The sequence below is a fragment of the Arthrobacter sp. NPDC093128 genome (assembly GCF_040683875.1).
Classification (GTDB): Bacteria; Actinomycetota; Actinomycetes; order Actinomycetales; family Micrococcaceae; genus Arthrobacter.
The window spans coordinates 17,639-40,085 of sequence record NZ_JBFBEY010000022.1 but is presented as its reverse complement, the minus strand read 5'-3'; the positions used below and the strand labels follow the sequence as shown (position 1 = coordinate 40,085).

The following is a 22,447-nucleotide window of genomic DNA, read 5'->3' as shown; positions in this document are numbered from 1 at the left end:
CCTAACCAACGGCCACCACAATAGGACCCAGACGAAGCGTCTGGGCCCTATTTGCGTTTGTTCTGACGCCATCTACCGTCGTCGGCTTCTTCCTCGGCAATGGCATAGCCATCGCGATGGCGCTCGCCGTCAACAAAGCCGCTCGGGGCCGAACATTCTTCCGCACCGTGTTCTACCTTCCCGGAGTGCTCTCTGTAGTCGTCGTCGGCCTCATCTTCTCGTCCATGTTCGATCCGAAATCGGGCGTCCTGAACAGAATGCTCGACGATGTCGGGCTCGGTGCGCTGCAACAGAACTGGCTCGGCGATCCCGCAGTGGCCCTGCCATCCGTCGTCGCGGTCTTCATCTGGTTCCACTGGGGTTTCGGGTTCCTCCTGTTCCTCGCAGGATTGCAGGACATACCGGCGGAGCTCTACGAGGCGGCTGAGGTGGACGGCGCACGGGGATGGGCGAAATTCCGTTACATCACCTGGCCGCAGCTCGCACCCGTGACCACCATTGTCAGCATGCTCACCCTGCTGGCCGCCCTTCAGGTCTTCGGCCCCGTCCAAGTCCTCACGAACGGCGGGCCGGGTTACCACACAATGGTGCCCACACTGCAAATCTACGCCGAAGCGTTCACGAACCACCGGTACGGAAGCGCCGCCGCAATGTCCGTGCTCTTTGGAGGGGCTCTAGTCCTCCGATCCCTCATTCAACTTGGAATCTCCGCGCGGCGGTCCCGGCCATGAGCACGATCAAGAACACTGAACGGAGACGGTGATGTCTTTCAAACAGATCCAACAAAGTGTGCCCCTCCCGGGTTTACCCCGCCTGGTAGAACCTGACGATCAGCCACAGTCACGTCGAAAACGTCGCATTACGACAGATCGCGTCGGCTTGTACGGCCTGCTCATTGTCGCGGCGCTCATCGCGCTCTTCCCGCTCCTCTGGATGGTGTCGGGCTCGCTTCAGTCCCTCGACGAGCTGTTGTCAGGAAAAAACCTCCTGCCCACGGACCCTCAATGGGGCAACTATATTACGGCGTGGGTCCAGGGCGACTTGGGGAAGTACCTGTTGAACAGCGTAGGGTACACGCTGACCGCAGTCTTCGGAATTCTCGTGGCCTCCAGCATGGCCGGCTATGCGCTCGCACGCCTCGAGTTCTGGGGCAAGAACTTTTTCACGTTCTTGATCCTGGCCGTGATGATCATCCCGGCGCCTGCCATGTTCCTCGCGCAGTACCGATTACTAGTCGATCTTGGATTGTCCAACAGCAGGGTGGGCTATGTGCTGATCCTCATCACATCGGGCATCCCCATGGCCACACTGATCATGCGGAGCTTCTTCGCAAGCCAGCCTAAAGACCTCGAAGAAGCAGCAGCACTCGACGGCGCGTCTTCGCTGAGGATCTTCGCAAGTGTCATCCTTCCCTTGGCCAAGCCTGGTCTGGCCGCCGTCGCAGTGATCCAGGGACTGGCTGCATGGAACGAGTACCTCATGGCTCTCGTCATCTTCGACGACAACTCACTCATGCCGATCCAACGGGGTCTGACAAGCTTCAATTCCGCGGAGACACCGCAACAGGAGATCCTGCTCGCGGCAACAGCGATTTCGATTGTGCCTGTCATCGTTTTTTACCTAATGGCACAACGCCACATCGTGAAAGGGATAGGCGCCGGCGCCATCAAGTGAAAAGTGTCTCGCGGAGTCGGCATTACCCTGTGCGTCCCATTCAGAACGTGACCCACAGGGTACGCCTGCGCGGCTGACATGAATTGAGTAAGTCCCTCCCAGACACCTCCGGAGATGTCGGGACGGGATGTATCGGATTCTCCGGAGGGCCGGTGGTTGATCCGCCGGGTCCTCCCGAATTCCGGAGGTGTTGGTTGTGTCTGTTCAGGCCATGATTTGCCCAGAGGACGACATCTTCAATCGTAAGAGCGCCATCGAGGCCATTCCCCGTAGCCACTTCGGTGCCAGCGCGCCCTTAAGACAACGGAGACTCCTTCCGTGCCGTCCCCTCTATACACCGCGAAAACATAATCAACGTTGCAGGTGGGGGCCTCGACTCCAGTGACGAGAGTGACGTCGTCGACGGTAACCGCTGGGGTGCTGTAGGGCCAAAGACTGCGGCAGAGGCCAGCGGAGCGCTCGTTACGCCTTTTGCCGGGAGGCTCCCTCATCCCCCATTCGATTGCCGTATGCCCTCGGCGAGGGCATCGAAAGTGAATATCCACCCGCCAGCCTTACCGCTGACCACCGCAAAGGCTTGACTCGTGCCGGGCTTAATTGCGATATTCGTCGCCGATGACAGGCCGTGGTTTTCGCTGGGAATAGTAATTCTTGTGACCAGTTCGCCGTGAGGGTTGTACACGAGGATGGCTGGCCTGTTATGCAAACCAATGTAAAGGTTCCCTTCGGCGTCGACTGCGGCCGAGTCGACTTGGCTGGTGCCGCCGTCGGCATGGATTGCGGGGTGGGCTGAGAGGACGTTTTGCCCGTTCCCGTCAAGGCGGAGGTAGTCGATGCGGTTGGCTGTATTGTGGCCGACCCACAGTCCATCAAAGGCGGGTGTAAAGGCTATCCCGTTCGGTGCAGGCAAGTCCTTCGCCAGCACCCTAACTTCACGGCTGGAGCCATCAATGCGGATCAGGCGCCCCTGCGGTTTCCAGTAGGGATCCTGGGCGCCGATTGAGTCGGTAATGAAGAAATTTCCCTGCTCGTCAAAGGCGATGTCGTCCGGGTTCATCAGTGTTCCGTCGACTGGACCAGAGAAAAGAACCTGTGGATCCTTACCGTCAGTGGTGATGCTTTGGACTGTTCCGCCGATAAAGTCCGTTAAGTACAGGCGTCCGTCCCGCGGGCTGAACTGAGCAGACGTAAACGCACTCGTATCATCCGTGTACACGGTGCTGGTCCTACGGGAGCCAACATCAATGCGCAGGACCTTTGGGGCGCCTGGGGGCGCGGTGACATCGACAAGATAAAGGTGCCCATCGGGCCCGAATGTTGGGCCTTCGAGCAGCGTCATGCCGGTAGCCTCATGGACTGAGGTGACCCGAAGGAATTCTTTTGCCGTCTGCTCCGTGGGGGTTTTGGTTGCGGCAGCCGGCGCGATGGCCGCCGTTGCAGTGCATCCCCCCAGCGCGAAGGCAAGCATAAGCGACGACGCAACACCAGCCAACGGGCCGCCCGACCTCTTCGGTGCTGCTCTCAACGTGAAGCCCTCGCGTGCGTGGCTACGAGCACGTCGCTCATGTCGCCCTGACGCCACTCGCGCAGCAGGCGGTGGAAGACAACCGGGCCCGGGCTGAAGGATGAACCGGAGATCGCGCGTGTTCCTTCGCCGTTGTAATAACCGGGCGTGCATTCGGCTTGGAACGCAGTGGTATCAGATGCCGATTCCACAACTGTTCGTACCCAGTCCTCCTCTGCAGCCTCAGTTGGCTCGATGGCCCGGGCACCCGTGTCGCGTGCGCGGGAAATGACGGCTGCGATGTGTTCGGCCTGCTCCTGGAGGATGTGTACGAAGTTCACCGAGTTCGCGTTCTGGAGAGCGCCCAGGTGGAACAGGTTCGGAAACCCGTGGGTATAGAACCCGTGGAGGGTGCGGGGTCCCCCTGCCCATGCCTCGAACAACGATCGTCCGCCGCGCCCGGCCACAGGAAGCGTGCCGGATACGACGCCGGAGACACCGACGTCGAATCCCGTGGCGAAGATGACGCAATCGACTTCGTATTCGGTGTCGCCCACGACGACCGCGTTCTCAGTCATGGCCGTGATGCCTCCGAAGTCGGCGGTATCCACAAGGGTCACGTTGCGCCGGTTGAAGGTCTGGAGGTACGAGTCGCTGAAGCATGGTCGCTTGCACATGTATCGGTACCACGGCTTGAGCAGCCCCGCGGTGCCCACGTCCTCCACCAGGTCATCTATGCGCGCACGGATCCGGCTCATCGTGTCGACGTCGGCAAGTTCGTCCTGCAGTTCTCGTTCCTCCGGGCTCAGGCTGGTGTCTACTGCTCCCGTCAGCATCTTTCGCTGCAACCGTATTGTCGCGGTCCAGCCGTCGGACACAAGGCTTTCCTCAACCGGCTCCCCGGCGAGGACTGCAAGGAAGTTCTCCATCCGCTCCCGTTGCCAACCTGGTTCCAGCGAAGCCGCCCAGTCCGGATCGGTCAGCCGGTTGTCCCGTACATCAATCGTTGATGGCGTGCGCTGGAAGACAATCAGCTCCTCTGCGTCCCGTCCGAGGTGTGGGATGATTTGGATGCCCGTGGCGCCGGTGCCGACGACGGCAACACGCTTATCCGCCAGGCCGGTCAATCTGCCGTCGGCAGTACCCCCGGTGTAGCCGTAATCCCAGCGGCTTGTGTGGAAAGTGTGCCCGCGGAACGTCTCGATGCCTGGGATTGCGGGGAGCTTTGGCTGTGTCAGCGTTCCGGATGAGGTTATGACGAAGCGCGCCCGGAACCGGTCGCCCCGGTCTGTCCCGACAACCCATTCCTCCCCTCCCTCGTCCCAGGTCAGCTCCGTGGCCCGGGTGTGGAATAGTGCGTCCCGGTACAGGTCGAACCGTTTGGCGATCGCCGTTGCATGCTGTCGGATTTCCTCCCCGGGCGCATACCTCCATTTCGGGACGTACCCGACTTCCTCCAGGAGCGGCATGTAAACATAAGACTCGATGTCGCAGTGGATTCCCGGGTAGCGGTTCCAGTACCACGTTCCTCCGACATCGCCTGCCTCATCCATGAGCCGAACGGACTCGACGCCGTCCTGCCGCAGCCGGGACGCGGCGAGCAGTCCGCCGAAACCTGCCCCAATGACCAGCACCTCGACCTGATCGGTGAGCGGCTCGCGCTCCGTCCGTTCGGTGTAGGGATCCTTCGCGTAGTAGCCGAACTGTCCCGCGGCGCTCCGGTACTGGGCCAGGCCGTCGGGGCGGATCCTGCGGTCGCGCTCTGCACGGTACTTCGCGCGCAGCGCCTCAATATCGGATGCTTCCCGTGTTATCACGTGATTCTGCCCGGTTGTCATTTGTCATCCCCGCTTCGCTAGTGTGCCCCGCCGCATCGCCTCCAGAAGGAACGGCGGGCCATCACGACTTCGTGGCAGGTCCATCCGTTAAGTCTCTTGTGCGCATCGCGGCATCGGTTCGATTACGAAACAAAGCTTAGCCTGAGACTAAGTAATTTCACGAAGCGAGTGCACGTTGGGATGTAACGTGGGTTTCATGCCTGACACTGGAGAGGACCGCGAGACGGTACAGAAGAGTATCGACTCGCTGGCTATCGCCATCACTATCCGCTCCATTCCCCGTATTCTCGAGCCGCTTCTCACAACGGACCTCACGATCCAGCAACTCAAGGTCCTGTCCGTAGTTGTCACCGCGGAAGACGGGGCAACAAGCGGTGGATTGGTTGATACCTTCAGCGTGTCCATGGCCTCAATGTCGAAACTCGTCGACCGCCTCGTCGCGGCAGGCCTGGCCACCCGTTCCTTGGACCCCACCGACCATCGGGTCCGCCGCATCTATGCCACGCAATTGGGGCGCTCCGTTGTTCGCGAACTCATGGCTGCCCGCCCGGAACTGGGCGGCGACGTCCTCTCCGGACTCACGGTGGATGAACTCCGGGCTCTTGAGACCGGATTACGGGCAATTAGCCGTGAACTGCGCGGCCCACGGGCGTGATGCCATCGATGATTCGGATGGTCTTGGCACCTTGAGCCAGCGGGCGGCATATTCTGTGCCGATAATCAGCAGCGTGAACCATGCCACGGCCAGCAGGCAGTGGACCCCTGCGAGAAGAATGCCCATCAGCAGGGGCGAGGTGTCTGAGGGTATGAACTGCGGAATGGTGGCGATGTAGAAGATGCCAACCTTGGGGTTGAGCAAGTTGGTGCCCGTGCCGGTAAGCCAACCTCTGAACAAATCGTCTTTGCCTGTAATGAGCGCAGGCGCTTCACCTGCCTGGATACCTGACTCTTCCGCCCTTCGCAGGCAGGTCAACGGAAGGGATGCCCCCAGCCAGATCATGTATGCCGCACCGGCGAGTGTGAGCAGACGGGAGGCGAACTCGGAAGCCGCAAGGAGGGCCGACACGCCGACGGCTGCCGCCACCCCAGATCGACGCACCGGTGTTGATGCCAAGCGCAGTGGCAAAGGCGAAGCTATGTGACTTCGAAATCGATGACCGAAGGACCAGAGCGGTGCCCAAACCGGGGACCAGCGACAGCAACCCGGCAACCAGCGCGAACGACAGGACAGCTGTCAGAAGAGTGACCATTCAAGGAAAGACCGGGGAAAACTGTAACGCTTAAAACGAACCCGTTGCGACAACACGAAAACCTGTCATGTTCTGGGCGGGTTGTCTTCCTTCAAGCGTTCGGCGGCCATGACAAACCGGGCGCCGGGCTTGGGCAGGTCCCGCCCCGCATGGCCCGGCGTATTTGTCTGGAGGGATAGTGCCGACAGCGTCTGCACTATCCCAGCGACGACGAAGTGGTGCCCGGTCGCGGGTGCCCGGCGCTGGCGGCATCAATGACCAAGACCCAGTCCGGACCGACACTGGGTGGGACGAACGTCTGAGGCACGCTGGTGGCCCCTTTCCGGTCGAGTCGCGAGGTGCCGGTGCGGGGCAAACCACCACGAAACGAAGCGGTCGTCATTGAGCACGGCGAGGTCGAGCTCCACTGACGCGCCAACAGGCAGGAAGACTAAGGCATACGTGCCGGCGCGATCGCGAGTGGCCCGCCTATGGGAGGCGGCCTCGCCCGCATCCCCGAGGATTAATGATTGGTCGGGTATCCGATCAAAGAAGGGCCTGGACAATAGAAGGTCTTTGGCGTGCCGAACCTGCCCGGCACCGGGTGCCTTCAGGGCTTCCCGCCAAGTGCGTTTGACCCACATCCTCGGCTCCCTGCCGATATCCCACATCTGCCACACCGGCCAGCAGCCGTAGGTGTGGCCATGAGCACCGGCGAAGAGAGCCCAGTACAGGCTCTTGCGCACGTCGTAGTCATCGATGAATCCGCCGGCGATGTTCCCAATCGAATCAGCGCTTTCTTCGTACGCCGGTTCCATGTCCATGCACGGCATCGCTGGCAATCGTGCGTAATCGTCGTGAATCAATTTCCAGTTCTCGAAGTTGCGACCGTGACCGCTCTGGATTGTGTGAAAGTCCAGCCAGGGTTCGCCGAGCAGATACTCACTGGTGGAGTGCTGGCCCCACACGTGCGCCGTTATGAGGTTTCGCCCGCCGTCTCCTTCGCGTATCCCCTCAGCCATGCAGCGAAGTATGTCCAGGTGCTGCGGCGACTCCACGGGGCGGTCACCGCCAAGTATCCAGACGACGTTACGCTGTGCGTAACGTCGTCCTACGTAGGCGCCAAATGATCTGGCCCCTTTGGAAGTCAGCATCTCGGGGCCCGTGCCCCACCGAAGATTCCACTTGTCACCCCAGGTCGGGAGTAGCCCGATGAACAAACCGAGCGATTGTGCGATGTCAAAGACAGCATCGACGTGCGCGAAATATTCCACGTTGGGCCGCGCCGGGTCTTCATCCACAAGCGGAAGCCGACCCCCGGCGTCCGGGGCGCGAAGCCCGTCCAGTTCAGCTAGGAGGACAGTCTGGATGACAGTGAAGCCTTTTGCGGCGCGGTCCCACAGGTACAGTTCGGCTTCGGCCAGCGTGCAGCGGTGAAGCAATTCCCAGGCCGTGTCTGCCAGGTAGAAGAACGGGGAGCCGTCGCTGTACTGCAGAAAGCGATTGTTGGTGCTCACTTCAAGCGTCCGCTGGGGATTTTGGTCCCTTCCACCTTCTCGATGAGACACAGTTAAATGCTCAAAAGCCAAGGCGTCGAAGTAGTTCAATTTGGACCGTCCGGAGCTTGTCTTTAGGGAACATGTAGTAGCGTTCGTCGCCGTTCAATACTCGTCCCGGCGTCCACTGCTCGTCACGGTACGTGCCCTCAGTTAGGGTGTCGAGTTCCACCATGGCATCAGGGCGAGAGAACCTGATCGATGCGCCGCGGGCCACGACGAGGAACCTCTCGGGTGCGGTCTGGATAAGAAGACCGTAGCCGATCAGAGATGCGGCAGCAGCCCCGGTTCCCTCGCCGAACATGCCTCGGGTGTCGAGGGGTCCGGAGATCAAAATTTCGTAGCCGCCAAGCGAAACCCGTTCCTCCTGACCGGTCTCGACACGGAACCCATAAATGGCTCCGGTAGCCTGAGCCCGCGTGATGATTCCTTGCATCTCCCGGATCACGGCGTAAGCGTCGAAAAGGTCGTGGCCGTCGGGCACATCTTCGATCCCGAATGGGTGGAAACCGATCCCTCCGAAGCGGCCGATGGTGATGAACAGGAGTCCGGCGTCGGGCCGCGCCTCGGGAACGAAGATCGGGTTGCCAGCGGTCGAGTAACTACTCAAGGTGCCGGCGAAGTCCTCTATGTAGATATCAGGAGAGAGGAAGGCAAGGCAGGGGGCGCCGATCTGCCAGATATCAATCATTCGTGCAACCGGCCCGCCGGTTGGGTACTGGCCCGGCTCCTCCGCGTTAGGCTGGGGGCCCAGCCAGGCATTGGTGTACACCGGAAGCGGGTATTCGGCGATCCCTGCATCGGCGACTTGCCCTACGAAGCGGCTGAATGCCCAGCTCATGAACAGCTCCTCCGCATCGCTCCCCGCGCCGAAGACTTCTGCCCATGTGCCTGCTGTTCGCGACCCATGGCGGGCCCACAGCTCCCCCACCCAGGGATGAAGGTCGTCCGCGCGCTCGGCCAGGCACGCCAGCAGCTCGGAAGGCACGGGCGACGCCCACGCCGTTTCGGCGAGGGGGCTGCGATCACGGCTGTCGCCGAGCAGTCCCACTTCGTTCTGCACCTGCACCGCGATCACGGTGTGCTGCGGGTCAACTTCGCGCAGATGGCGCATGAAAACGGCGAATGCCCGGGCATCGGCCTTGAGCAGATCCTCGCCGAACACGCTGAGGACAGGGCCATCGATACTGAAGCGACCGCTGAGCAGCCGTTCGGGATCGCGCTCGGCGCGGGGGAAGCGCTTTTCGTCCCGGCGCACCCAGGTCGGTGCGTAGGCGGAGTCGGCGTTCTTGTACGAGCCGAACCAAATGAGGATCAGCCGCATCCCGCGTGCCCGTGCCTGCTCGATCTGGTCGTCGACAGCAGTGAAGTCAAACTTTCCCTCCTCCGGTTCAACGAGCTGCCAGCTGGCGGCCCCGATGACCGAGGGAACCCCGTTGCGTTCGAGCCGGTCCCAGATGGGCGCCATGTACGCGTGACTGGACGGGCTGGAGTTGTGGAGTTCCCCGCCGACGGAGAGATACGGTTTCCCGTCGACCAGGAGATGGGAGGTGCGCCCGGTCCGCACTACACGGGGAATGTTTCCGCTGCCGGTTGCCGTAAACGAAGGCTTTGGCTCGTGCTTGGTCTCGTGGGCTGATAGCACCATATGTGCCTCTTTTCGTAGAACGTGCTTGTGGTTGGAGGAATTGTCATCGTGGTGTCGTCATGGCTGGACGGGTACCGCGCAGCCCGTTGTGATCCCGTTTTCGCCGAAGGCGTCAACGGCCGCCCAGTACTTGATGCCTGCGTTGAGTGACCGGAGGTCCAGGTGGGTGCGGTCGTGGACTTGCCAGCTGTGGTACAGCTTGTCCGGGTGGGAGCCGTAGCGGATGTTGTACCCGGTCGCTCCTTCGGAGGGCTCCCAGTCGATCCTCGCCGTGCGCTCGTCAATACGCTGCGCACGAGCGAGAACCGGTGCGGGGGCTGTCCCCGCACCGAGTCCGAAGACTCGCAGGCCGCTGACCGCAAAGGGTCCGTCGAAGGGGAGGCGGCCGCTGGTGACGCGCACATAGCGCCCGCTTTGGGCTTCATCCAGGACGATGAGCGCGTGCGGCCGGTCGCTATCAGCACCTCGGCTGTCATGCAGGGCAGTCCAGGTGTTTCCGTCGGTCGATGTCTCGATAAGGAGCTCTGCCGGCTGGTGCTCAAGGATAATCCCCCGCCAGGAGTGGCCTTGGTCGGCTCCTTCGGGTGCCTCCGGCGCGATGGAACCGAGCTCGTGGTCGGCCAGGTTGATTTGGACGGCGTGGATGGTCTTGGATGCCCCCAGGTCGAGGGTCAGCGACTCCCCCGGAGCGCGCCCGTCAGCGGCCCACCATGTCCGGATGTTCTCGTCGGCTGCTTCGGATGGTTCATGTCCGGGCTTGGAGGATGTCGCCGTGGCTTTGGCCTTGTAGGACAACAGCATCCACGGTGGCGGCGCCCACGGTTCGAACGGGCCGTCGGGCACGATGAAGGGGTAGTCGGCGAAGTTCTGGTTGCAGAACAGGACCCCGTCCTCATCGAACCCGGCAGGGAACAGGCCGATGCGCCGCTCAAACACGTCGTTGATGGAGATGCGCATGGTCGAGGCATGCCACCAGTTTCCATGGCGGTCCTGGAAGGTGCTGCCGTGACCGGCGCCGGCGATGAATCCTCCGGGCTTGGAGGAGAATGGACTGTTTTCGGAGTAGGTGAACGGGCCGAGCGGGGAGTTGGCGATGTAGTAGCCGTCGGCGTAGGTATTCAGTTCGGTGCCTGGTGCTGCGTACTGCAGGTAGTACGTTCCTTCGCGCTGTGTCATCCAGGCGCCTTCGATGTAGGGAGTTGTGCCCATAAATTGGGCGACCAGCTTCTCCTGCTCCGTGGCCGGTACTTTCTGGACGTAGTCCTCGCCGATTTGCTCCCAACCGTGCGCGTCCGTGTCGGAGGCGATCAGCGGGAGCGGCTCCCCGACCTGCTTGAATGAGTCGTCTACCTGGACACCGTAGAGCGGCGTCTTGTTATCGCAACCCCAGTAGAGGTATGTGGTGGAATCGGTGTCCTGGAAGAGGTGGGGGTCCCAGAACTGAAATGTTCCCGGCGTCGCCTCTGTGAAGTCGTCGGACAGTGGGTCGACGCTTCGGAAAAAGGGGCAGTTCTCTTCTTTGCGGGAAGCGCTGATGTAGAGGGCACCGTCGACTTCCCTGACGTCTGGAGCGTAATCGAGGGCGGGCAGCTTTGTGGTGGCGCGGTACTCCCAGTTCACGAGGTCGGTGGAATGCCAGAATCCGGCTGACATTGAGGCGAAGAGGTAGTAGCGCTGGCGGTACAGGACGATCGAGGGGTCAGCGGCTTCACGGTGGACCGTCCGGCGCGGTTCCCCTAACCTCGTACCACGCACTACGCCGGAGAAGCGGATGTCCTGGTATCGGTAGGCAAGGTCCAGCGGATTGCAGACGATGCGGGAGGTATCGGTCATTGGTTATTCGTTTCCTGTCGGTTTATGGGTCGGTCGGACGTACAGGGAGGCAGACACCTTCGCCCAAAATGGATCGGTCAGCCCGCGAGAAATCGTCCACTGGAGCCTCACAAAGGACCTTCACAAGACGTACAGGACTTTTCTCAATGATGCGCCGGCACGTCGGTCCATCCATTTCCAGCCAGAGGACGTACCCGTCCCTTGTCACGTCCTCCACGCGGCCGCAATCGAGGATCTTTCCCTGTTCGTGAATCTCGATTTTCTGGCCAACGAGCAGGGTCCAGTCATCTTCGGGCTGCCACGTACCGGGTGCAGCCGTCACCTTCACAGTCCGTGCTTTCTGTTTGCCCGGCACCTGATCATCGGGCGCGCCAGGATGGGTCACTCTGATGGTGACCGAGTGAGGGCAGGAGGTTTGATTCATGAGGAACTCCTCGTTGTCGCGGCAAGCGAAATCAACCGAACACGCTCGCCTTTTCCGTCATTGCCGGAAAAGCCATGGTCCGGCTCCGGGGAAGGGGCCGCCCGGCATGCCGGCCCATCCCCCGCGCCTACCCTTGTGTGCTCATTGAACCGACCAGGCGCCGTCTGAGGGCAGGATGGCCCCCGAGACGTTCGTTCCGTCGTCGCTGAGCAGGAACGTGATGGACGCGGCCAGCTGGGACGCCTCTGCCACCGGCGGGAGCATCTGCATGAACGGGGCAAGGCGCTGGGCGCCCAACTGCGAACTGAAGTCGGCCTCAATGCCTGTGGCGACGGGACCGGGGGCGACCGCGTTGACGCGGATCCCCTGCGGCGCGTACATGAACGCGGTGCTGCGGGTCAGGCCGACGACGGCGTGTTTGGAGGCCGTGTAGGCAAGTCCAGCGGAGTTGCCGCGTAGTGCTGCTTCAGAGGCGACGTTGACGACTGAGCCTCGTCCTGCGTTGATCATGCTGGGAAGGACTGCGCGGGTTAGGCGGAACATTCCGTCGACGTTTACTGCAAACACCCGGCTCCAGACGCCATCAGAGACCTCGTGTAGCGGAGTCATGTCGTCCATGATGCCGGCGACGTTTGCTAAAGCGTCAATCCGGGCCCCGGCTGCTTCAACAATCAGCGCGACGTCCCCGTCCTTGGTGATGTCAGCCGGCACAGCGATAATTTCAGCCTGCGGATGGGCCGACACCAGTGCATTCAATTTGTCAGTGGCAATATCCACAGCGATGACTCTGCCCCCTTCCCGTGCGATCCGGGATGCTGTCGCCCGGCCAATGCCGGACGCCGCGCCCGTGACAATCACGGTCTTGCCGGTGAACCGTCCCGCTGAAATGCGTTCCACCCAGGGTCCCCCGTCAGTGACGGCAGAATCGCCCTGAAGATGATCGTCGGGGTCGACTCCCCCGTTGGCTTCCAGCACCAGCTGATCAAGGACGGATTGCGGGAACTGGCCCCCGCCGAGTTCGACCAACTGTTGGAGCGCGAAGTGTTCGATGGGTTTGAGGGTTGCTTCGTCCTGCCCGGCGTCGGTGAGCATTCCTCGCAGCAGCGGACCTCCGGCTGAATGGTCCAGCCATTCCCGGATGGAGCGCGAGCCGGTCAGGGGTTTGATGGTGTCGGTCATTTCGCACCCTCGAGGGCCGTTACGGGGTAGATTGCCGTTTGATCGTTCAGGACGATGGCTGCTTCATTCCCTGTGGGTTTGGTCCCGCCGAGGCCCGTCCAGCGGGAACGCAATGCGTGTGCCGCGGCCTTGGGCTTACGGTCGCGGGTGAAGACGCCCTTTCGGTTGCCGTCCACACGGTGAATGCCGTTGGAGGTCTGGAAGTCCGCGAAGTTCCAGACATGTTCCCCGACGAAGGCCTCGATCCTGTCAAAGACGCGGTGGTTCATGGCCAGGTAGTTCTGCTGGTATTCCTCGCTCCAGGGCATGTCCCAGACGGAGTGCTGGCCGGGCATGGTGTCGGCCCCGTATTCGCTCATCATGATGGGTTTGCCGAAAGCCTCCACCCAACCGCGCAGGTCGGTTTCGAGATAGTGCTCGGCGGTCGCGAGGTCTCCGGTGAAGACGTACCAGCCGTAGTAGCGGTTGATGCTGATGACGTCGAACAGGTCGGCGATTTTATCGTTCTGGAAGGTGGCGAACATGACAACCGCGTAGGTCAGGGGGCGTGTGGGGTCCAGTTCCCGCGCGAGCTGCACGAGGGGTTCGAAGTATTCGCGTGCCCCGTCCTCGTTGGACGCCGGTTCGTTGGCGATGCTCCACATGACAACACTGGGGTGGTTCTTGTCGCGGGCGATGAGCTCCCGGATGTGCTGGGCGTGGGCGGCCTGCGTTTCGTCGTTGAAGGTTTCCGGGGAGAAGGTCGGCTTCGGCCCAATACCGGTGAGGCCTCCCTGGACGCCAAGGTTAAGTCCGACGGCGGCTGTCTCGTCGACGACGACGATGCCGTTTCGGTCCGCGAACTCCAGCACTTCTTCGGCGTAGGGGTAGTGCGAGGTTCTGAAGGAGTTCGCGCCGACCCAGTCCAGCAGCTGGAAGTCGTGCACCAGGTAGGCGTTGTCGTGTCCCTTGCCGCGGACCGCGGTGTCCTCGTGCTTGCCGAACCCAGTGAAGTAGAACGGTGCCCCGTTGATGAGGAACTGCGTTCCGCGCACTTCAACAGTCCTCACACCGAACGGCTGCGTGTAGCTGTCGATCACCTCACCGCCGTCGAGGAGCTCCACCACCAGGTCGTAAAGATATGCGGCGCCCGGTTGCCACAGAGTGACTGCCTCGATGCTGAGGGTTCCGTTGGTTCCTTCCGCGGACGCGACTGCGTGTCCGGTCGCGTCCAGTGCGCGGACGCGGACTCTCGTTTCGTGACTCGCCGCCACGGCATAGTCGATGACGCCCGTTTGACCTATGATGCCGGTGATGATCGTGACGTCCTCGATGTGGCGCTCGGGTTTGCTGTAGAGCCATACCGAGCGGGCCAGGCCCGCATAGTTGTAGAAGTCATGCAGGTATGTCTGCTGGCGGCGCCCGTCCTTGGTCACGGTGATACTGCCGGGGGGAATGGTCGCGCTGGTCAGCTCGTTGTTCACGCCGACCGTGAGCCTGAATTCACCACCCGGCGAGACGTGTTCGGTGATGTCGGCTTCGAAGGGGGTGTAGCCACCCAGGTGCTGGGCGACGAGAACGTCGTCGACGTAAACCCTGCCCTCGTGCGTGGCCGCGTCCAGGCGGAGAAGCACTCTTTCCCCTGCCCAGCCGCGGGGAACACGCACGGACCGCTGATACCAGACCCATCCCACGTGGTCACGGATTGTCGGATCAGTGAAGAGGTCGTTGTAGCTGGACGGCACAGGGGCCTCGAGCTTTGTTTCCAGGGTTCCTGACCAGGGCTGGCGGACATCGGCGTCTTCGAGAGCGAAGCGCCAGAGCCCATCGAGGTTGACGAGTTCACGGGTGGTTGTCGGGCGGGGCTTAAGCACTGAAATTTCCTCCTGAGGAACATTGGAAAATGGTTTGGAACGTGGTTGGTGTGACGGACAGCTGCCGGTCATTCGTTGAGAGTGGGTTCGTGGCGGTGGCGGCTGCTTTTAGCGGACTGACCGCACCGCCAGCAAGGTGATGAGTCCTCCAGACAGCGCCAATACCCCGGAGCTGAGATAGAGCAGGGTGTAGTTCTTCTCATCGCCGACGGTTGCAACGGACAGCAGCAGAGTGGCGGCGAACGGGGCCAGTGCCCCAGGTATCTTTTGCGAAAAGCTGGTGATGGCCATAAAGCGTCCGGCCTGTGTCTCCCGGTGGGGCAGGACGTCCAGGACCAGCGCCTGGCCCACGGCGCTGAAGACCGCGATCCCGAGCGATGACAACAGCGTGCCCGCCAGAAGGGTGGCCAGATCGTTCGCGAAGGCGGTGATCGATGCACCCAGGGCGAACAGGACCGTCGCGGCCATGATGAACGGCCGGCGCCGGGCCCAACGGTCAGACAACCAGCCTGCCCCGAGGGACCCCACAGTGGCACTGAGGACGCTGGCTGCCGAGATCACTGCCAGCACTGAGGCGACCATGGAAACTTCTATCCCAAGGCGCTGCGCATAGAAGAACGTGCTGAAGCTGGTCGTCATTGACAGCCCGAAGAAGAAAACGAATCTGCCCAGCCAGGTCCACGCAAAGTCCCGCTCTTTCCGCGGGTTGAAACCGAAGCTCCTGACCAACCTCAGAAGCGATAGCGGCTCGGGGAACACCGCTCCCCGGGTGTCTGGCTCCTTCACGAAGATGATGAAGGAGGCCACGCACACGGTTCCGACCAGGGAAGGAATCGCAAAAACCCACAAGGCGTCTTTGCTCACGAGTCCGATGAGGAGGATCCCTGCCACCGGAGATACCTGCATGGTCAGTACAGTGAGCGCGGAGATCTTTCCCCGTTGGTGGAGGGGGAGGCGGTCCGCCTGGTAATTGCCGACGGAGCCCAATGCTGTGCCCCACCCGACGGTGCACAGCACCCACCCCACGGTCAGGGTGAAAGGATCGGGCGCGAACGCCATGACGGGGGTCGCGGCGAGCCCCAGGATCAGCCCTCCGACCGTGAACGGGCGACGTCGACCCCAACGGCTGCGTGTGCGGTCACTTAAGATTCCCGTGAGGGGTGAGGCAAGGAGTGAAAAGACGGCCCCGATGCCGATCGTGTAGCCGAGCAGTTCCTGCCGCCCCGGGGCCAGTGCATCGAGTCGAAGCGCGAGCGTAAATGCCATAGGGACGATCAGCGCCATTGCCCCACCGAATGTCGCAACGACCAGAAGGGCAACAGTGCCCCGACCGACCGTTCCCGCGCCTGAGACAGGTCGGCGGGCCGGCTCAAACGGGTCACCTGACGGAGCCGGCATTGGCCCTGCAGCCTCGGACAAACGGGCAGCCTCGGTTTTCGCGAAGACCGGGCCCATACTGTGCGTCGTCTGCGCTGTGCCGTCTGGGGCCGGAGCAGTCAACCGCGTCTCTTCTGCGTCAGGCATGATCGCTGACTTCAGCTCGTGTGGCTCCGTGGGAGCCTTCCAGCGGAAACCCTGCAGCGGAGTCCTTCACGTGCTGGCTGATGGTATCCAGCGTGCGGAAAACGGCGACCGTTTCTGATGCGGGATGTATCGGATGCTCGGTTGCTCCTGAACGGATGGCCTCCCCGGCAGCCCTGAGCATGGGAACGTAGCCGTTGCCTTCACGCTTGTGTTCCATCGGCTCGGGGGAAAACATTTTGGCCCAGGTGCCTGCGTGGACGAGAAGGGTCGTCGATGTCCAAAACATGCCCGGGAGGGTGATCCATCCCAAGGTGCCGCTGATTGAGGCCGAGGGGTCGACAAATTCAGTCATTGAACTCGCGCAGTGGGCAAACTGGCCCTCTTCGAAGTCAAGCGTGAAGTGCTCGGCGAAGTCGAGGCCGTCTTCCCTAAGGCGTCCGCCCGCGTAAATGCCTGTGGGCTCGCCGAAGATCGCGTGAGCCAGCGTGACGGGGTAGATCCCCTGGTCCAGCAGTGTTCCTCCGCTGCGTGCCATGTCCCATCTGCTGCCGCCATCAGCAATCAGTGGAAAACCGAAACCCGCCCGCAGGCTGGATGGTTTCCCGATCAACCCCGAATCCAGGAGGTCGAAGAGGTGCCGGAAGGCGGGGTTGAACTTCATCCACATGGCCTCCATGAGGAACAGGCCCAGGCGTTGGGCCAGGGCGAACAACTCCTGGGCCTCGCCTGCATTCAGGGCCATGGGCTTTTCGACGACCACATGTTTGCCGGCGAGCAGCGCTTCACGGGCCAAGGCAGCGTGTGTGGCGAAGGGCGTTGCCAGATACAGCACGTCAACACCGGGATCCATGATCAGCGACGCGAAGTCGTCGGTCCAGCGGGCCAGCCCGAACTCCTCGGCGAAGCGGGCCGCGTTGGTTTTGTCCCTGCTGAAGACAACGTCGACCCGGTTACCGGGAATGAGCTGCAGGTCGGGCACGATGCTGCGGGAAATGGTCCCGGCCCCGGCGATCGCCCACCGCAACGGGCCAGAAGGTTCCGTTGTTTCGTTCATGGTTGTACCTCTCAAAAGTCGGGGGTGGCGGCAGGTTCAGTGGCACCGGCAGAGTACTCAAAGCGGTCCACTCGCGCGTGCCCGGCCAGCGCTTCTACCCCGATGACTCTGCCTGTGAACCCTCCTGCGACTTCCGTTGAGAGGTACCGGCCATCAATGGCTGCCAGTACTCTGAAGCCGCCCTGCACGTAGCCGAGTTCGACCCGGTCCGGACCCGTCCGGATGCCGTGCTTTTGTGGCTGGCCCACCGCCCGCAGCGCAAGCGGTGCCCCCATGGGGATGCCGTTCTTGGAAGCGAGTGTCTGGTCCATCGGTCCAATGACGGCGCGGGCAGTGAGTACGTCGCCGCGGCGCTCGATCCCTGCCCAGTGCGCATCATCTATTCGGACGACCAGTGACAGGTCACCGGCTGGTGCTTCCACGTTCACCTGCCATTCGGCGTCCCGTGCGCGTACCGCGAGCAGATGCTTGGCTTCCCGGTCATGGGGCCTGCGGCCTGCGTTCAGTGTGACGCCGCCGGTTCCGTCGAGGTGGCAGAACGTTGCGGGAGGGACGCCGGGGGCGATCCAGCGTGGGTGCAGTTCAACCGCCGCGAAATCGTCAACAAAGGATGTCGTGGCCTGGGGCTCCTGGTGGCGATCCGGAATGACCACCGGCCAGTCGCCGGTCCAGTCCACGCCGGCGAGAAAGGTCTCCCGTCCGTTCACGTGAAAGCGGGGGAATTCTCCACGTGGGCGCACGCCAAGGTAGACAATTGCCCAGCTGCCGTCTTGGAGTTCCACCAGGTCAGCGTGGCCTGTGTTCTGTACTGGATGGGAGGTGCTGCGGTGGGTGAGGATCGGGCCGTCGGGGTGAGCCTCGTAGGGGCCCGTGACCGACCGGGAGCGGCCAATGGTGACCGCATGTCCCGGACCGGTTCCGCCCTCGGCCACCAGGAGGTACCACCAGCCATTCCTGCGGAACAGGTGGGGGCCCTCAGGGGAGGACAGGCCAGTCCCTCTCCAAATCAGCTCCGTCTCGGAGAGCAGCTGGCCGGTGAGTGGGTCAACCGTTGCGTGCGCGATGCCGCCCCTTGGGTCAGCCCACGCGAGGTGGCAGTGTCCTTCCTCGTCCCAGGACAGGTCCGGATCCCATCCGATGGCGCCGCCGGTGTAGACCGGGTCACTCCAAGGGCCTGCCGGGTCCTCGGCGTGAACGATGAGGTGTCCCTTGACCACGTCCGTGATGTTGGTCGTTGTCATCCAAAATCGTCCGTTGTGAAAACGGATGGTCGGGGCGTAGATGCCTTTGCCCGCGCCGGAGAGGCCGGGGCTTACGTTGAGCTGGCTTTCGCGGTCCAGCACGTTGCCGATTTGCTTCCAACTTCGCAGGTCCTGGCTGGTGAAAATTGGTACACCGGGGAAGTACTCGAAGCTTGAGTTGATCAGGTAGTAGTCCTCACCAGCCCGGCAGATGGACGGGTCAGGATGGAAACCGGAAAGTATCGGCGCTGCCCCCATCACGCGACGCCCGCCTGGACGTTCTGTTCGCGATGGATCTCGGCCATCCGGTGACGTTCTGCCCGGCGCTTCTCCTGCTCCACGGGGTCCGCGATCGGTGCCGCCAGCAACAGTTTCTGCGTATACGGGTGCTCGGGTGTGGACGTCACTTTGTCCGCGGATCCGGTTTCGACGATGTCCCCTTTGTAGACGACGCTGACGCGGTGGCTGATGTGCCGCACGACTGCCAGGTCGTGGGAGACGAACAGGTAGGCAACACTCGTGCTGAGCTGGATGTCGATGAAAAGGTCCATGACCCGGGCCTGTGTGGACAGGTCCAGGGCCGAGACCGGCTCGTCGCAGACGATGAGTTTTGGTTTGGGGGCGAGGGCGCGGGCGATGGCGACGCGTTGACGCTGCCCGCCGCTGAACTCCCGAGGCAAACGCTCGGCAGCGTCCCGTGGGAGGCCGACCTGGTCCAGCAGCATCTGGACGCGGGCTCGTGCATCACTGGCCGTCGCGCCCTGCACCACGAGCGGCTCGCTCAGTGTGTCCCCGATCGTCAGTGACGGGTTCAGCGACGTGTAGGGGTCCTGGAAGACGACCTGGATGTCTTTGGACAGGGTGCGGCGGTCCTTGGGGCTGGCGTGGGTGATGTCCGCTCCCTGGAAGCGGATGCTTCCTCCGCTGGGCTTCACCAGGCCCAGGACAGCGCGGCCGATGGTGGTCTTTCCGGATCCGGATTCGCCCACCACGCCCAGGGTCTCCCCCTCGCCAATGCTCAGGGACACACCGTGCAGGACCTCAATTGTCTTGGCACGGAATCCTCGGCCTGCAAAGGCGACGCGGAGGTCGGTCACGTCCAAAAGTGGCGTAGTCATCAGTTTCTCTCTCCAGCGGCCGCCGCGACAGGCACGGGCGGGTCGGTCCGGACGGTGTGCTCGTCGAGGATCGACCCCAGGAGCATCTGCGTGTATGGGTGTTTGGGTTCCCGGAACAGCTCCAGTGCCGTGCCCGACTCGACAACCTGGCCGTTCTGCATCACTGCGATCCGGTCGCAGATGTCGGCGACTACCCCGAAGTTGTGGGTCACGAGCAGGACAGCCATGTTCAGTTCAGTCTGCAGGTCCCGGATCAGGTCAAGGATTTCGGCCTGAACGGTTACATCGAGGGCGGTTGTCGGTTCATCGGCGATGAGCAGTTTGGGGCGGCTCGCCACTGCGCCGGCAATCAGGACGCGTTGGGCCATTCCGCCGGAGATCTGGTGCGGGTAGGAATCGAAGGTCCGTTGCGGGTTCTGGATTCCCACCCGCTCCAGGAGTGCGAGCACCCTGGCTTTGGCGTCTGCGCCGGACATCCGTGCCGAGGCCCGAATGCCTTCCACGAGTTGGGCGCCGATGGTGTAGGAGGGGTCCAGGTTCGACATGGGCTCCTGGGGAATATAGGCGATCTCCCGCCCTCGCAGTTCGCGTAATTCCCGTTCTCTGAGGGAGAGCAGATTCCGTCCCTCCAGTTGGATGGTGCCGCGCACGATTACAGCTTCCGACGGGAGGACGCCGAGGATGGAGAAAGCGGTTTGGGTCTTGCCGGATCCGGACTCGCCCACCAGGCCCAGAGTCTCCCCTGCACGAAGGCTGAGGGTGACACCTTTGACGACTTCATTCAGCTGACCGGAAGGGGTCGGGTAAGCGATGATCAGGTCCTCCACGGACAACAGGTCAGCTGATAGTTCATCACCGGCAGCCCGCCCTTGGGCCTGGACGTGGGGGGTCGCCAGTTTGGACGGCTTTAGTTTCACTCCCTCGAACGCGTCACGGAGGGAATTGCCCAGCAGGACCAGGGACGCAGTGAGCGTGCCGAGCAGGACGCTGGGCCAGATGAACTGGGTGGGGTCGACGTAGAGGTTGGTGAAGCCGTCGGCGATCATCGCGCCGAAGCTGGGAACAAGGTTCGACCCGACCCCCAGGAAGGCAAGGCCTGACTGCAGGCTGATCGCTGATCCGGCCAGGAACGCGGCGGCGATGATGATGGGTCCACGGACAACGAAGAGAACGTGGCGGCCCAGAATACGGAGATTGGACAGGCCGGACACCCGTGCAGCGTCCACATAAAGCTCGTTCTTTACACCGATCACGAGGTTCCGCACGATGCGGTAGATCCCGGGTGAGAGCAGTACACCGAAAATGAGCATGGTGGCGCGGTAGTCGCCCTTGGTGACGGGCATGAGGACGATGAGCAGCAGCAGTCCGGGGAAGGTCATGATGAGGCTGAAGACCCACTCGGTTGCGCTGCGCAGCCGCCTTCCGAAGTAGCCGCCGATGAGGCCGAAGGTCACCCCGATGATGAGGGCAACACTGGCGCCGATCAGGCCTGCAATGATGCTCGTGTTGATCGAATGGAGGAGCCGGGAAGCGATGTCGCGCCCGTTCTGGTCTGCGCCCAGTGGATAACCGGGCGTCCCTGGCACGGCGTTGATGGCATTGAGCTGGGCCTCGTTGGGTTCGTGCGGGGCGATCCAGGGCGTAAGGAGGCCAAGGACGATGATGACCAGCAGCAGGGCGGAGGTGATGAGGGCCTGTGGGTCCTTAAGGAGTCTGCGCAGCGGGGATTTCCGGGGTGGGGCTGCCAGCCCTGGATCGATGCTGAGTTCTTCAATGCTCAATTGATTCTCGCCTTCGGGTTGAGCCAGCCGTTGACTACGTCCGTGATGAGGTTCACCGTGACCACGAGCATGACGCTGAACAACGTGATGCCCATGATGATGGGGATATCGCCCTGCAGGGACGCGTTGAATGCGTACTGGCCGTAGCCAGGAAGCGCGAACACGTTTTCGATGATGAGCGCTCCGCCCAGCATCTGGATGAATTCAAGGGACAGCACGGTCAGTGCAGGGCTGGCGGCGTTCCGCAAGGCATGGCGGAGCACGATGGAGCGTGTCGGGATGCCGCGGGTCCGTAAAGTGCGGACGTAGTCTTTGCGGAGTTCATCGATCATGGACCCGCGGACCTGGGCGGCCATGTTCGCTACTCCCCCGATGACCAGCACGATCACGGGAATAGTGATGGATGCCGCCCATTTTGCGGGGTTCTGGGCGAATGGGGTGAAGCCGGTCGCCGGCAGCAGCTTCAGGTTCACAGCCAGCACCGCGACGAGGACAATCGCGATGAGCAGCCCGGGCACGATGTAACCGACCAGCGACAGGCCTTGGGAAATTTTGTCGGCCACACCGCCGCGTGAGGCCGCCCAGACGCCCAGCGCGACGCTAACGATCACGGTAATGATGAGCGCGGTGACGACAAGGGAGAGCGTGACACCCAAACGGGACGCAACGGCGGGAGCGACAGGCTGGCTGGTGAACAGGGAGGTGCCGAAGTCACCGGTAATGACCGACCCGAGCCAATCCAGGTATTGGACGATAGCCGGCCGGTCAAAACCGAGCTGGGTCATGAGGCCCTTGATGGACTCCGGTGTGGCTGCGCTGCCCAGGCGTTCGCGGGCCACGGATTCCAGGGAGCCGCTGAGGAGGAAGAACGTGATCATGGTGACGAGCAGGGCGAGCACGATGCCCGCCCCAAGACGTCGCAGGGCGTAGGTGATCATGAGCTTCCTCGCGACATTTCCTCTGGCATCTTCGAACTCCTTTGTCGTGTGTG

The 22,447-nt window shown here is 62.3% G+C and carries 18 protein-coding genes; 3 read left to right on the top strand and 15 right to left on the bottom strand.

Annotated features, from left to right (window positions below; all coding sequences use genetic code 11):
- Positions 1–20: 20 nt before the first annotated feature.
- Both AB0N24_RS21890 and AB0N24_RS21885 read left to right on the top strand, forming a co-directional pair.
- The gene (locus tag AB0N24_RS21890; RefSeq protein WP_364129086.1) at positions 21–731 is read left to right on the top strand and encodes a sugar ABC transporter permease; all 711 of its coding nucleotides are present in this window, start codon (positions 21–23) and stop codon (positions 729–731) included.
- 31 nt (positions 732–762) lie between these two features.
- On the top strand, positions 763–1,674 hold the full coding sequence (locus AB0N24_RS21885) for a carbohydrate ABC transporter permease (RefSeq protein ID WP_364128988.1): 912 nt from the start codon (positions 763–765) through the stop codon (positions 1,672–1,674).
- 487 nt (positions 1,675–2,161) lie between these two features.
- On the opposite strand, the gene AB0N24_RS21880 is transcribed toward AB0N24_RS21885, so the two are convergent.
- Positions 2,162–3,013: an SMP-30/gluconolactonase/LRE family protein gene (locus AB0N24_RS21880; RefSeq protein ID WP_364128986.1), complete on the bottom strand. Its 852-nt coding sequence runs from the start codon at positions 3,011–3,013 to the stop codon at positions 2,162–2,164.
- A gap of 182 nt (positions 3,014–3,195) precedes the next feature.
- Positions 3,196–5,016 (bottom strand): NAD(P)-binding protein, encoded by a 1,821-nt coding sequence (locus tag AB0N24_RS21875; protein ID WP_364128983.1) that lies wholly within the window; start codon positions 5,014–5,016, stop codon positions 3,196–3,198.
- A gap of 196 nt (positions 5,017–5,212) precedes the next feature.
- Here AB0N24_RS21875 and AB0N24_RS21870 point away from each other — a divergent pair, with 196 nt between their 5' ends.
- A complete protein-coding gene (locus AB0N24_RS21870) occupies positions 5,213–5,671 on the top strand; it encodes a MarR family transcriptional regulator (protein ID WP_364128980.1) in 459 nt (152 codons plus the stop codon).
- Here AB0N24_RS21870 and AB0N24_RS21865 read toward each other — a convergent pair.
- The 13 genes from AB0N24_RS21865 to AB0N24_RS21805 all read right to left on the bottom strand — a co-directional run bounded on the left by AB0N24_RS21865 (position 5,630) and on the right by AB0N24_RS21805 (position 22,394).
- The gene (locus AB0N24_RS21865) at positions 5,630–6,100 is read right to left on the bottom strand and encodes a LysE family translocator (protein WP_364128977.1); all 471 of its coding nucleotides are present in this window, start codon (positions 6,098–6,100) and stop codon (positions 5,630–5,632) included. The genes AB0N24_RS21870 and AB0N24_RS21865 overlap by 42 nt on opposite strands.
- Before the next feature lie 417 nt (positions 6,101–6,517).
- Positions 6,518–7,762: a DUF4038 domain-containing protein gene (locus tag AB0N24_RS21860; RefSeq protein ID WP_364128974.1), complete on the bottom strand. Its 1,245-nt coding sequence runs from the start codon at positions 7,760–7,762 to the stop codon at positions 6,518–6,520.
- Between the two features lie 61 nt (positions 7,763–7,823).
- Positions 7,824–9,269 carry a DUF5597 domain-containing protein gene (locus tag AB0N24_RS21855; RefSeq protein ID WP_364128971.1) on the bottom strand — a complete coding sequence of 482 codons (1,446 nt, stop codon included), beginning with the start codon at positions 9,267–9,269 and terminating at the stop codon, positions 7,824–7,826.
- 237 nt (positions 9,270–9,506) lie between these two features.
- Complete coding sequence (locus AB0N24_RS21850) at positions 9,507–11,282, bottom strand: family 43 glycosylhydrolase (protein ID WP_364128969.1); 1,776 nt, start codon at positions 11,280–11,282, stop codon at positions 9,507–9,509.
- A gap of 22 nt (positions 11,283–11,304) precedes the next feature.
- Positions 11,305–11,706 carry a hypothetical protein gene (locus tag AB0N24_RS21845; RefSeq protein ID WP_364128966.1) on the bottom strand — a complete coding sequence of 134 codons (402 nt, stop codon included), beginning with the start codon at positions 11,704–11,706 and terminating at the stop codon, positions 11,305–11,307.
- Between the two features lie 141 nt (positions 11,707–11,847).
- Positions 11,848–12,885 carry an SDR family NAD(P)-dependent oxidoreductase gene (locus AB0N24_RS21840; protein ID WP_364128963.1) on the bottom strand — a complete coding sequence of 346 codons (1,038 nt, stop codon included), beginning with the start codon at positions 12,883–12,885 and terminating at the stop codon, positions 11,848–11,850.
- On the bottom strand, positions 12,882–14,738 hold the full coding sequence (uidA, locus tag AB0N24_RS21835) for a beta-glucuronidase (RefSeq protein ID WP_364128960.1): 1,857 nt from the start codon (positions 14,736–14,738) through the stop codon (positions 12,882–12,884). Before uidA ends, AB0N24_RS21840 begins: the two co-directional genes overlap by 4 nt.
- Before the next feature lie 108 nt (positions 14,739–14,846).
- Entirely contained in the window at positions 14,847–16,022 is a 1,176-nt protein-coding gene (locus AB0N24_RS21830; RefSeq protein ID WP_364128957.1) for an MFS transporter, read from the bottom strand.
- Positions 16,023–16,254: 232 nt separating this feature from the next.
- Entirely contained in the window at positions 16,255–17,316 is a 1,062-nt protein-coding gene (locus AB0N24_RS21825) for a Gfo/Idh/MocA family oxidoreductase (RefSeq protein ID WP_364128955.1), read from the bottom strand.
- Between the two features lie 11 nt (positions 17,317–17,327).
- On the bottom strand, positions 17,328–18,815 hold the full coding sequence (locus AB0N24_RS21820; RefSeq protein WP_364129083.1) for a family 43 glycosylhydrolase: 1,488 nt from the start codon (positions 18,813–18,815) through the stop codon (positions 17,328–17,330).
- Complete coding sequence (locus tag AB0N24_RS21815) at positions 18,815–19,675, bottom strand: ATP-binding cassette domain-containing protein (protein WP_364128952.1); 861 nt, start codon at positions 19,673–19,675, stop codon at positions 18,815–18,817. Before AB0N24_RS21815 ends, AB0N24_RS21820 begins: the two co-directional genes overlap by 1 nt.
- Positions 19,675–21,456: a dipeptide/oligopeptide/nickel ABC transporter permease/ATP-binding protein gene (locus AB0N24_RS21810; protein ID WP_364128949.1), complete on the bottom strand. Its 1,782-nt coding sequence runs from the start codon at positions 21,454–21,456 to the stop codon at positions 19,675–19,677. The genes AB0N24_RS21815 and AB0N24_RS21810 overlap by 1 nt, the downstream gene beginning before the upstream one ends.
- Positions 21,453–22,394 carry an ABC transporter permease gene (locus AB0N24_RS21805; RefSeq protein WP_364128946.1) on the bottom strand — a complete coding sequence of 314 codons (942 nt, stop codon included), beginning with the start codon at positions 22,392–22,394 and terminating at the stop codon, positions 21,453–21,455. The genes AB0N24_RS21810 and AB0N24_RS21805 overlap by 4 nt, the downstream gene beginning before the upstream one ends.
- Positions 22,395–22,447: the final 53 nt, after the last annotated feature.

Bases quoted from the DNA above. Each gene is read 5' to 3' on its own strand.
- AB0N24_RS21845 (WP_364128966.1), bottom strand. From the start codon at position 11,706: ATGAATCAAACCTCCTGCCCTCACTCGGTCACCATCAGAGTGACCCAT.
- AB0N24_RS21870 (WP_364128980.1), top strand. From the start codon at position 5,213: ATGCCTGACACTGGAGAGGACCGCGAGACGGTACAGAAGAGTATCGAC.
- AB0N24_RS21825 (WP_364128955.1), bottom strand. From the start codon at position 17,316: ATGAACGAAACAACGGAACCTTCTGGCCCGTTGCGGTGGGCGATCGCC.
- AB0N24_RS21840 (WP_364128963.1), bottom strand. From the start codon at position 12,885: ATGACCGACACCATCAAACCCCTGACCGGCTCGCGCTCCATCCGGGAA.
- AB0N24_RS21880 (WP_364128986.1), bottom strand. From the start codon at position 3,013: ATGACGCTGCTCGAAGGCCCAACATTCGGGCCCGATGGGCACCTTTAT.
- AB0N24_RS21885 (WP_364128988.1), top strand. From the start codon at position 763: ATGTCTTTCAAACAGATCCAACAAAGTGTGCCCCTCCCGGGTTTACCC.
- AB0N24_RS21850 (WP_364128969.1), bottom strand. From the start codon at position 11,282: ATGACCGATACCTCCCGCATCGTCTGCAATCCGCTGGACCTTGCCTAC.
- AB0N24_RS21875 (WP_364128983.1), bottom strand. From the start codon at position 5,016: ATGACAACCGGGCAGAATCACGTGATAACACGGGAAGCATCCGATATT.
- AB0N24_RS21820 (WP_364129083.1), bottom strand. From the start codon at position 18,815: ATGGGGGCAGCGCCGATACTTTCCGGTTTCCATCCTGACCCGTCCATC.
- AB0N24_RS21815 (WP_364128952.1), bottom strand. From the start codon at position 19,675: ATGACTACGCCACTTTTGGACGTGACCGACCTCCGCGTCGCCTTTGCA.
- AB0N24_RS21855 (WP_364128971.1), bottom strand. From the start codon at position 9,269: ATGGCGCCCATCTGGGACCGGCTCGAACGCAACGGGGTTCCCTCGGTC.
- AB0N24_RS21805 (WP_364128946.1), bottom strand. From the start codon at position 22,394: ATGATCACCTACGCCCTGCGACGTCTTGGGGCGGGCATCGTGCTCGCC.
- AB0N24_RS21830 (WP_364128957.1), bottom strand. From the start codon at position 16,022: ATGGCGCTGATCGTCCCTATGGCATTTACGCTCGCGCTTCGACTCGAT.